The organism is Paraburkholderia ribeironis, from assembly GCF_900019265.1.
Taxonomy (GTDB): Bacteria; Pseudomonadota; Gammaproteobacteria; order Burkholderiales; family Burkholderiaceae; genus Paraburkholderia; species Paraburkholderia ribeironis.
Genome location: NZ_CYGX02000007.1, coordinates 59,925 through 70,498, shown reverse-complemented (window position 1 = coordinate 70,498; position 10,574 = coordinate 59,925). Strand labels below are relative to the sequence as shown.

The 10,574-nt window shown below is 63.8% G+C and carries 8 protein-coding genes; all 8 read left to right on the top strand.

Translation table 11 applies throughout. From position 1 onward, the window contains the following. The first annotated feature begins 528 nt into the window (after positions 1-528). The 8 genes from BN2475_RS02945 (at position 529) to BN2475_RS02910 (ending at position 10,399) form a co-directional block, all read left to right on the top strand. On the top strand, positions 529-4,623 hold the full coding sequence (locus tag BN2475_RS02945) for a DUF3683 domain-containing protein (protein ID WP_094778084.1): 4,095 nt from the start codon (positions 529-531) through the stop codon (positions 4,621-4,623). 33 nt (positions 4,624-4,656) lie between these two features. Next, positions 4,657-5,085 (top strand): HIT family protein, encoded by a 429-nt coding sequence (locus BN2475_RS02940; protein ID WP_094778083.1) that lies wholly within the window; start codon positions 4,657-4,659, stop codon positions 5,083-5,085. A 7-nt stretch (positions 5,086-5,092) separates the two neighbouring features. Next, entirely contained in the window at positions 5,093-5,506 is a 414-nt protein-coding gene (locus tag BN2475_RS02935; RefSeq protein WP_094778082.1) for a gamma-butyrobetaine hydroxylase family protein, read from the top strand. A 67-nt stretch (positions 5,507-5,573) separates the two neighbouring features. Next, on the top strand, positions 5,574-6,305 hold the full coding sequence (ubiE, locus tag BN2475_RS02930; protein WP_094778081.1) for a bifunctional demethylmenaquinone methyltransferase/2-methoxy-6-polyprenyl-1,4-benzoquinol methylase UbiE: 732 nt from the start codon (positions 5,574-5,576) through the stop codon (positions 6,303-6,305). Between the two features lie 38 nt (positions 6,306-6,343). Continuing rightward, entirely contained in the window at positions 6,344-7,348 is a 1,005-nt protein-coding gene (locus tag BN2475_RS02925) for a Tim44 domain-containing protein (protein WP_094778080.1), read from the top strand. A gap of 154 nt (positions 7,349-7,502) precedes the next feature. Beyond that, positions 7,503-8,147, top strand: a complete 645-nt coding sequence (locus BN2475_RS02920) for a ubiquinone biosynthesis accessory factor UbiJ (protein WP_094778079.1) — start codon at positions 7,503-7,505, stop codon at positions 8,145-8,147. A 15-nt stretch (positions 8,148-8,162) separates the two neighbouring features. Continuing rightward, positions 8,163-9,740, top strand: coding sequence for a ubiquinone biosynthesis regulatory protein kinase UbiB (gene ubiB / locus BN2475_RS02915; RefSeq protein ID WP_094778078.1), 1,578 nt, complete (start codon positions 8,163-8,165; stop codon positions 9,738-9,740). 35 nt (positions 9,741-9,775) lie between these two features. Then, complete coding sequence (locus BN2475_RS02910; RefSeq protein ID WP_094778077.1) at positions 9,776-10,399, top strand: methyltransferase domain-containing protein; 624 nt, start codon at positions 9,776-9,778, stop codon at positions 10,397-10,399. Positions 10,400-10,574 lie beyond the last annotated feature (175 nt).

The window sequence follows — 10,574 nt, the reverse complement described above, 5'->3', positions numbered from 1 at the left end:
CTTTTTCAGGTAGTCGTGGGGAGCCATGCGGGGAGGCGCGGTGCGCGTTGTCAGACGGGAAAGGGTCAATGATAGCGCCAACGGTGCAGGCTCTGGCTTTGCGCTGACGCGCCGAAGCCGTGCCGCGCAGGGCTGCCCGATCGTTCGGTCAGGCAATTGTTCGCGTGCGTGCCGCTGGGCGATTCAGTGTGAAAGCGCTGGAAGCCCCGCCGCAGCTCCGATTTCAGCTAGCCACGCGGGGCGGAATGATGCGGTAGAATTCCATTTTGGAACAAGGATCGGAAGATGCACTGGCAGCCTCAGATCGCCCACCTGATGCCCGTCCCGCGTGAGTCTTGCCCCGCGGCGCAGCGTCACGTCCGCCACGCACGATCGCGTAGTTGTATCTGAGCGCCGCGAAGCGACCGATGTGGGTAGACCGTCGGTCGTGCTTCACTCCCAAGAAGATTTCCAAGCATTGCGCCCCACGCGCACCGTCAGCCGACGCCTCCATGAGCGCGCCCGGTTGACCTACCGAGTCGTCCGAACATGAACGCACCTCAAGTTTTCGATCCGCACGGGGCCGCCGCCGCGGTGGCCGCCGATCCCGAAGCGCGTCTGCGCGAAATCCCCTATAACTACACGTCATTCTCCGACCGCGAAATCGTCATCCGCCTGCTCGGCGACGACGCCTGGAACGTGCTTGCCGAACTGCGCGCGGAACGCCGCACCGGCCGCTCGGCGCGGATGCTGTACGAAGTGCTCGGCGATATCTGGGTCGTGCGCCGCAATCCGTATCTGCAGGACGACCTGCTCGACAACCCGAAGCGCCGCGCGATGCTGATCGAAGCGCTGCATCACCGTCTCTCGGAGATCGAGAAGCGCCGTCGCGCCGATCTGATCGAACACGGCGACGAAGCGGGCATTGACCGTGCCGCTCGCGTCGAGACGCTGGTGCAGGCCGCGCGCCGCGCGGTCGACGATTTCGCCAGCGAATTCCAGAAGACCTACGATCTGCGCCGTCGCGCGACCCGCGTGCTGGGCAAGGTCACGGAAAAGGACAACATCAAGTTCGACGGCCTGTCACGCGTATCGCACGTGACAGACGCCACCGACTGGCGCGTCGAATACCCGTTCGTCGTGCTCACGCCAGATACCGAAGCCGAGATCGCCGGCATGATCAAGGCGTGTTTCGAACTCGGGCTGACCGTGATTCCGCGCGGCGGCGGCACCGGCTACACGGGCGGCGCGGTGCCGCTCACGCCGTTTTCGGCCGTCATCAATACGGAAAAGCTGGAACAGCTCGGCGCGGTCGAGATGACCGAACTGCCGGGGGTCGATCGCAAGGTCGCGACGATTTTCTCCGGCGCGGGCGTCGTCACGCGTCGTGTGACCGAGGCGGCCGAGCAGGCCGGCTTCGTGTTCGCGGTCGATCCGACCTCGCTGGATGCGTCCTGCGTGGGCGGCAACGTCGCGATGAACGCGGGCGGCAAGAAGGCCGTGTTGTGGGGTACGGCGCTCGACAACCTCGCCTGGTGGCGCATGGTCGACCCGGAAGGCAACTGGCTCGAAGTCACACGCCTCGACCACAACATGGGCAAGATTCACGACATCGAAGTCGCGCGTTTCGAGCTCAAATGGTTCGACGGCAACTATGCGCCGGGCGAAAAACTGCTGCGCACCGAATCGCTCGACATCAAGGGCCGCGTATTCCGCAAGGAAGGTCTCGGCAAGGACGTCACCGACAAATTCCTCGCCGGCCTGCCGGGCGTGCAGAAGGAAGGCTGCGACGGGCTCATCACGTCGGCGCGCTGGGTGCTGCACAAGATGCCGGCACACACGCGCACCGTCTGCCTGGAGTTCTTCGGCCAGGCGCGCGAGGCGATTCCGAGCATCGTCGAAATCAAGGACTACCTGTTCGAAACGTCGCGCAAGGGCGGCGCGATTCTCGCGGGTCTGGAGCATCTGGACGAGCGCTATCTGCGCGCGGTCGGCTACGCGACCAAGAGCAAGCGCAACGCGTTTCCGAAGATGGTGCTGATCGGCGACATCGTCGGCAATGACGCGGACGCGGTCGCGCAGGCCACCTCGGAAGTCGTGCGGATGGCCAACGGCAAGAGCGGCGAAGGGTTCGTCGCGGTCAACGCCGAGGCGAGGAAGCGTTTCTGGCTCGACCGCAGCCGCACCGCCGCGATCGCGAAGCACACCAGCGCGTTCAAGATCAACGAAGACGTGGTGATCCCGCTCGACCGCATGGGCGAGTACACCGACGGTATCGAGCGCATCAACATCGAGCTGTCGATCAAGAACAAGCTGCAACTGGTCGACGCGCTCGAAGCGTTCTTCAAAAGCGGCAAGCTGCCGCTTGGCAAGAGCGATGACGCCAACGAAATCCCCAGCGCCGAACTGCTCGAAGATCGCGTGCAGCAGGCGCTCGATCTGCTGGCGCGCGTGCGCACGCGCTGGGAATTTCTGCGCGACCGGCTCGACTTGTCGGTGCGCGAGGCACAGCACTATCTGGTTGGTCTCGGTTACGAAGCGCTAGCCGAGAAGTTCGCCGACCGCGCCGACGCGCAGCCCGGTGCGACCGTGTTCCATATCACGCAGGACCGCACGATCCGCGTGTCGTGGAAACAGGAAATCCGCGCTGAGTTGCGGCAGATTTTCAACGGCGGCGAGTTCAAGCCGATCCTCGACGAAGCCCAGGCGATCCACAAGCAGGTCCTGCGCGGCCGCGTGTTCGTCGCGCTGCACATGCACGCCGGCGACGGCAACGTGCACACGAATCTGCCGGTCAACTCCGACAACTACGAGATGCTGCAGGACGCGCACGCGGCCGTCGCACGCATCATGAAGCTGGCGCGCTCGCTCGACGGCGTGATTTCCGGCGAGCACGGCATCGGCATCACCAAGCTCGAATTCCTGACCGACGACGAGATCGGCGAATTCCGCGCCTATAAGCAACGTGTCGATCCGCATGGCCGCTTCAATGCGGGCAAGCTGCTCGAAGGCGCCGATCTGCGCAACGCCTATACGCCGAGCTTCGGACTGATGGGTTATGAGTCGCTGATCATGCAGCAGTCCGATATCGGCGCGATTTCCGAGTCGATCAAGGACTGCCTGCGTTGCGGCAAGTGCAAGCCGGTGTGCGCGACCCACGTGCCGCGTGCGAACCTGCTGTACAGCCCGCGCAACAAGATTCTCGCGACCTCGCTGCTGGTCGAGGCGTTCCTGTACGAAGAGCAGACGCGCCGCGGCGTGTCGATCAAGCACTGGGACGAGTTCAACGACGTCGCCGATCACTGCACGGTCTGTCACAAGTGCGTGACGCCATGTCCGGTGAAGATCGACTTCGGCGACGTGACGATGAACATGCGCAACCTGCTGCGCAAGATGGGCAAGAAGAAGTTCAACCCGGGCAACGCGGCGGGCATGTTCTTCCTGAACGCGACCAATCCGCAGACCATCAACCTCGCGCGCACCGCGATGATGGGTGTCGGCTACAAGGCGCAGCGTCTGGGCAACGAGTTGCTGAAGAAGTTCGCGAAGAAGCAGACGGCGCATCCGCCGGCCACGGTCGGCAAGCCGCCGGTCACGGAGCAGGTGATCCACTTCATGAACAAGAAGATGCCGGGCAACCTGCCGAAGAAGACCGCGCGCGCGTTGCTCGACATCGAGGACAACAAGATCGTCCCGATCATCCGCAATCCGAAGACGACCACGGCCGACACGGAAGCGGTGTTCTACTTCCCGGGCTGCGGCTCCGAGCGGCTGTTCTCGCAGGTCGGCCTCGCCACTCAGGCGATGTTGTGGGAAGCGGGCGTGCAAACCGTGCTGCCGCCGGGCTATCTGTGCTGCGGCTATCCGCAGCGCGGCTCGGGTCAGTACGACAAGGCCGAGCAGATCGTCACGGACAACCGCGTGCTGTTCCACCGCGTCGCCAACACGCTGAACTATCTCGACATCAAGACGGTGGTGGTGTCGTGCGGCACGTGTTACGACCAGCTCGCCGGTTATGAATTCGAGAAGATCTTCCCGGGCTGCCGGATCATCGACATTCACGAGTATCTGCTCGAGAAGGGCATCAAGCTCGACGGCGTGAACGGCGTGCGCTACATGTACCACGATCCGTGCCACTCGCCGATCAAGACGATGGACCCGGTCAAGCTGGTCAATCAGCTGATGGGCTCGGAACACGACGGCTACAAGATCGAGAAAAACGATCGCTGCTGTGGCGAATCCGGCACGCTCGCGGTCACGCGTCCCGACATTTCCACGCAGGTCCGCTTCCGTAAGGAAGAGGAGATCCGCAAGGGCGCGGCGAAGCTGCGCGGTATTCCGCTCGTCGCTGAAGCCGGTGCGAACGCGATCAACCCGGCCAATGCATCGGCCGGCGCGATGGGTGCGTCGAACGGTTCCGTGCTCAAGGCCGGCGACGGTCCGCAGCCGAAGGGCGCCACCGACGTGAAGATCCTGACGAGCTGCCCGTCCTGTCTGCAAGGGCTGTCGCGCTACAACGAAGATGCGAATACCGAGGCGGATTACATCGTCGTCGAGATGGCGCGTCACGTGTTGGGCGAAGACTGGATGGCGGATTACGTTCAACGGGCGAACAATGGCGGTATCGAGCGCGTGCTGGTTTAATGGCACGACTGACGATTCTTGCTGAGGACGACGATGGACTGCGTTTTTTGCCGTGAAGATGGCGGCGATGTGCTGTGGCAGGACGACACCTTGCGCGTCGTGCTGGCCGACGAACACGATTACCCGGGCTTTTGCCGGGTGATCTGGAATCAGCATGTCGCCGAGTTTTCCGATCTCGCCGCGAGCGACCGCGATCGCGTGATGAAGGCCGTGTACGCGGTCGAGCGCGCCATCCGGCGGATTCTGCAGCCGGCCAAGGTCAATCTGGCGAGCCTCGGCAACCAGGTGCCGCACGTGCACTGGCACGTCATTCCGCGTTTTTCGAACGACGCTCATTTTCCGCTGCCGATCTGGGCGCCGCGCCAGCGCACGGTGTCCGAAGCCATGCTGTCGTCGCGCCGCGCGCAAGCCACGTTGCTGCGCGAAGCGGTGCGGCGGGAAATCGAACAAGCTCTCGCCTGAGGTCATCATGAGCGGACTGACTCCCGAGACTCCGGTGCCGACCGGTGTGGTCGTGCATTCCAGATCGCGTGTGCTCGAATTGCAGTACGCGGACGGCGCGTCGTATCGGCTGCCGTTCGAACTGCTGCGCGTGTATTCGCCATCGGCGGAAGTGCAGGGCCACGGGCCCGGCCAGGATACGCTGCAGACCGGCAAGCGCGAAGTGACGATCACGATGATCGAAGGCGTCGGCAACTACGCGCTGCAGCCGACCTTCTCCGACGGGCACGCGACCGGCATCTATTCGTGGGACCTGCTGTACGACATGGCCATCCATCAGGATGAACTCTGGCGCAACTATCTCGGCAGACTGCAAGCGGCTGGCGTCGACCGTGATACGCCGATGGTGCCCGCCGGACCTGCGCACGGCCACTGTCACTGATACGATTCGCCACAATCGCCGCACCGATGCGGCGCAACAATCCAGAATACGCGAAAGGACGAGCGCGATGAGCAAAACCCACTTCGGCTTTCAATCGGTCGACGAACAGGACAAAGCGCAGAAGGTGGCAGGCGTGTTCCACTCGGTTGCCACCAACTACGACTTGATGAACGACCTGATGTCGGGCGGGTTGCACCGGGCGTGGAAGATGTTCACGATCGCCCAGGCGAACGTGCGGCCGGGCTACAAGGTGCTCGACATCGCAGGCGGCACAGGCGATCTGTCGAAGGCTTTTGCGAAGCAGGCGGGCGAGAGCGGCGAAGTCTGGCACACCGACATCAACGAATCGATGCTGCGCGTGGGCCGCGACCGGCTGCTGGACAAGGGCGTCATCACCCCGACGCTGCTGTGCGACGCGGAGAGGATTCCCTTTCCCGACAACTACTTCGACGTCGTCACCGTGGCATTCGGCTTGCGCAACATGACCCATAAGGACATCGCGCTGGCGGAAATGCGCCGCGTGCTCAAACCGGCGGGCCGTCTGCTGGTGCTGGAATTCTCGAAGGTATGGGATCCGCTCAGGAAGGTCTACGATATCTATTCGTTCAAGGTATTGCCGTGGCTCGGCGAACGCTTCGCGAAAGATGCCGAGAGTTATCAATACCTGGCGGAATCGATCCGGATGCATCCGGACCAGGAAACTTTAAAAACAATGATGGAACAAGCTGGTCTCGACGGCGTCAAATATTACAATTTGTCAGCTGGCGTGGTAGCTTTACATGTGGGGACCAAATACTAGGGTTCCTAACCCATCGATTTTTAAAGGAAAGCACGAAAATGTCCGATTCAGAGATGTTATCTCCCCGTAAGGTTAAGCGGTCGCTGGTGGGAAGAATCGGACTGATCGCGATGGTCGGTCTGATCATGGCCGGCTCTCTCGCCTCGCTCGACGCGGAAGCTCGCCGCATGGGCGGTGGCCGTAGCATCGGCCGTCAGTCGAATAGCGTTCAGCAGCAATACCAGGCGCCGCCGGCGCAACCCTCGCAAAGCAATCAGGCGATGCAGCGCACGCAGCCAGCGCCCGCGCCGACGCCCGCCGCCCCTAACCGCAACCGCTTTCTCGGGCCGATCGCCGGCCTCGCGGCGGGTCTCGGCATCGCCGCGCTGCTGTCGCACTTTGGCCTCGGCGAAGCGTTCGCCGGCATGATGGCTAACGTGATCGTGCTCGCGCTGATCGCGATGGTCGTCATCTGGCTGATCCGCCGCTTCACCGGCCGCAAGCGCGACGCCACGCAGCCGGCGTACGCGGGCGCTTCGCCGTCGCTGAACGCGGGCCGCACCGGCTATACCCAGGATACCCAGGATACCCAGGAGCCGCGCTACACCGCGCCGCCCACCGGCCAGTACCTGGAGCCGCTAGGCAACCCGCTGACCACGCCGTCCATCAACGCGGCGCCCGCGGTGCCGGCCGGCTTCGATTCGGATGCCTTCCTGCGTAACGCCAAGGTGTACTTCGTGCGCCTGCAAGCCGCCTGGGATGTCGGCAACGTGGAAGACATCCGCGAATTCACCACGCCGGAAATGTTCGCCGAAGTGCGCGTCGACCTCGCTTCACGCGGCACGGAACCGAACCAGACGGACGTGGTGCAACTGAACGCCGAACTGCTGGGCGTCGAAGAGCGCGCCAACGAGTACTTCGCCAGCGTGCGCTTCTCCGGCCTGATTCGCGAAGCACCGGGCGCGGCGGCCGAGCCGTTCGTCGAAGTCTGGAACCTGTCGAAGGCGAACCGCCCGGGCGAAGGCTGGCTGCTCGCCGGCATCCAGCAGGTGGCACAGCACTGAGCGACCGGCGGGACGCAAGCCGAGCCAGCGCGGCCCGTCCTGATTTTGCGCAAAACGTTGGCCGTTCGGCATAGCGGGCCGCAAAGCGAACGGACGTTACAATAGGAGCCCGCGCGAGCACCTCGTTCGCGCGGGTTTTTTCTTGCCACTTTCGATGACCCTCGCCGCCAAGCCCTTCGCCGCTGCTGTCAATCATCTGCTCGCCCGCGAATCGTGGGCTCGTGAGCGTCTCGCCCCCTACGCAGGCAAGACTGCCAGGCTGTCATGTTCACCGGTCGTGCTGACCCTGATGGTGCAACCGGACGGTTACCTTGGCGCGGTCGGAGAAGCCGCGGCGCACCAGTTCGATGTGACCATCGCGGTGCCGTCGGACGCGCTGTCGGCCTTCGTGCAAGGCGGCCAGGCGGCGGTGATGAAGCATGTGAAGATCGAAGGCGACGCCGAGTTCGCCACCGTGATCGCGAAGCTCGCCGAGCATCTTCGCTGGGAGCCGGAAGAAGATCTGGCCAGGCTGATCGGCGACGGTCCGGCCTGGCGGGTCGCGTCGGTCGTGCGTACGGTCGGCGAACACGTGCAACGCGCCGGCCGCAATTTGCTGGACACGGCCGCCGAATATCTGCTCGACGAAAATCCGCAGCTGGTGCGACGCGCCGCGCTCGAAGACTTCAACGTCGAACTGGCCCGCACGCGCGATGCATTGGCGCGCGTCGACAAACGCATCGAGCGTCTTGAACAGAAGGTCGAAGCCCGCGGCGCCCATGCGCCGGGCGGCGCCGCCATGTCGCGCGGCACGCGCTAGTCACCGGGCACCACCATGCGTTTTCTGCGTTTCCTCAAGATTTTCTTTACGGTCATCCGCTTCGGCCTCGATGAAATGATGCTGGGCCGCATCAACGACCGGCGCGTGCGTCTGCTGCTGCGGATCACCACCATCGGCCGCAACTTCGACGCGCCACCGGGCGTGCGTTTGCGGCTCGCGCTCGAAAGCCTCGGGCCGATCTTCGTCAAGTTCGGCCAGGTGCTGTCCACCCGGCGCGATCTGCTGCCGGTGGACATCGCCAACGAGCTGGCGAAGCTCCAGGACCAGGTGCCGCCGTTCGATTCGGCGATCGCCATCGGGCTGGTCGAGAAGTCGCTCGGCGCACCGGTCGACGTACTGTTCGACGACTTCGAGCGAGTGCCGGTGGCGAGTGCGTCGATTGCCCAGGTGCACTTCGCGAAGGTGAGGGCCGGCCAGCACGCGGGCAAGGACGTCGCGGTGAAGGTGCTGCGTCCGAACATGCTGCCGGTGATCGACTCGGACCTCGCGTTGCTGCGCGACATCGCGGTGTGGGCCGAGCGCCTGTGGGCCGACGGCAAGCGTCTGAAGCCACGCGAGGTGGTCGCCGAATTCGACAAATATCTGCACGACGAACTCGATCTGATGCGCGAGGCGGCCAATGGGAGCCAGTTGCGGCGCAACTTCGTCGGGCTCGATCTGCTGCTGGTGCCGGAGATGTACTGGGAGTTCTGTACCCCCACGGTGCTGGTGATGGAGCGCATGGTCGGCGTGCCGATCAGCCAGGTCGAGACGCTGCGCGCGGCGGGCGTCGATATTCCGAAGCTGGCGCGCGAAGGCGTCGAGATCTTCTTCACCCAGGTGTTCCGCGACGGCTTCTTCCACGCCGACATGCACCCGGGCAACATTCAGGTGAGCCTCGATCCGGCGCATTTCGGCCGCTATATCGCGCTCGACTTCGGCATCATCGGCGCGTTGTCAGATTTCGATAAGAACTATCTCGCGCAGAACTTCCTCGCGTTCTTCAAGCGTGACTACCATCGCGTCGCCACGCTGCACCTCGAGTCGGGCTGGGTGCCGCCGAGCACCCGCGTCGAAGAACTCGAAAGCGCGATTCGCGCGGTCTGCGAGCCGTATTTCGACCGCGCGCTGAAAGATATTTCGCTCGGCCAGGTGCTGATGCGCCTGTTCTCGACATCGCGCCGCTTCAATGTCGAAATCCAGCCGCAACTGGTGCTGCTGCAAAAAACCATGCTGAACGTCGAAGGGCTTGGCCGCTCGCTCGATCCTGAACTGGATCTGTGGAAGACCGCGAAGCCCTATCTCGAACGCTGGATGAACGAGCAGATTGGCCTGCGCGGCTGGTACGAGCGCCTAAAGATCGAAGCGCCGCAGTGGAGCAAGACGCTGCCGCAGTTGCCGCGTCTGATCCATCATGTGCTGGCCGAGCGTCACCACCCTGCGGGCGGCGCGAACGACGACGTGATCGAACAGATTCTGCTCGAACAGAAGCGCACCAACCGGTTGCTGCAAGGCCTGCTGCTGTTTGGTGTGGCGGTCGGTGTCGGTGCGATGCTGGCGCGTGCGTTCCTGGCGCTGGCCTATGGTGGCTGATTACGACGGTTGATAGCGACCCTGCGAGGCATCCGATGAGCGATCCTACCCAACCCCCCGCACCCGACTTCGCGAACCGCGATCCCAATTCACCGGAGTTCTGGGACGAGCGCTTCGCAAGCGGTTTCACGCCTTGGGACCAGGCAGGCGTGCCGGGCGCGTTCCGTGCGTTCGCCGCGCGCCATCGCCCCGCCGCCGTGCTGATTCCAGGCTGCGGCAGCGCATACGAAGCGGGCTGGCTCGCGGGCCAAGGCAATCCCGTGCGCGCGATCGACTTTTCGCCGGCCGCCGTCGCGGTCGCGCGGCAACAACTGGGCGCGCAACATGCGCAACTGGTGGAGCAAGCGGATTTCTTCACCTACGAGCCGCCGTTCACGCCCGGATGGATTTATGAGCGGGCGTTTTTTTGCGCGTTGCCGGTCGCACGCCGGACGGACTACGCTCGCCGGACAGCCGAGCTGTTGCCCGGCGGCGCGTTGCTCGCGGGTTTCTATTTCGTCGGCGCGACGCCCAAAGGGCCGCCGTTCGGGATCGAGCGCGACGAACTCGAGGCACTGCTCACGCCGTACTTCGAGTTGATCGAAGACGAAGCCGTGACCGACTCGATTCCTGTCTTTGCCGGACGTGAGCGCTGGCTGACCTGGCGCCGCCGCGCCTGAGGGCACTCGCCGCGCCAGGCCGGCGCAGCGCGAGCCGCACTTGATTCGAGCGCAGCCGCCCCAATTTATCGCAACGGCGGTCGCGTCGAGCATCGGTTCCGGAAAACCGCGGGGCGGATATCGTTTGCGGCTATAATTCAAGGCTTTGCAAGCGTTTACAAGATTTCAGTAGGAA

Excerpts from the sequence above, each read along its gene's own strand:
- BN2475_RS02925 (WP_094778080.1), top strand. The coding sequence starts at position 6,344 with ATGTCCGATTCAGAGATGTTATCTCCCCGTAAGGTTAAGCGGTCGCTG.
- BN2475_RS02945 (WP_094778084.1), top strand. The coding sequence starts at position 529 with ATGAACGCACCTCAAGTTTTCGATCCGCACGGGGCCGCCGCCGCGGTG.
- BN2475_RS02910 (WP_094778077.1), top strand. The coding sequence starts at position 9,776 with ATGAGCGATCCTACCCAACCCCCCGCACCCGACTTCGCGAACCGCGAT.
- BN2475_RS02920 (WP_094778079.1), top strand. The coding sequence starts at position 7,503 with ATGACCCTCGCCGCCAAGCCCTTCGCCGCTGCTGTCAATCATCTGCTC.
- ubiE (WP_094778081.1), top strand. The coding sequence starts at position 5,574 with ATGAGCAAAACCCACTTCGGCTTTCAATCGGTCGACGAACAGGACAAA.
- BN2475_RS02940 (WP_094778083.1), top strand. The coding sequence starts at position 4,657 with ATGGACTGCGTTTTTTGCCGTGAAGATGGCGGCGATGTGCTGTGGCAG.
- ubiB (WP_094778078.1), top strand. The coding sequence starts at position 8,163 with ATGCGTTTTCTGCGTTTCCTCAAGATTTTCTTTACGGTCATCCGCTTC.
- BN2475_RS02935 (WP_094778082.1), top strand. The coding sequence starts at position 5,093 with ATGAGCGGACTGACTCCCGAGACTCCGGTGCCGACCGGTGTGGTCGTG.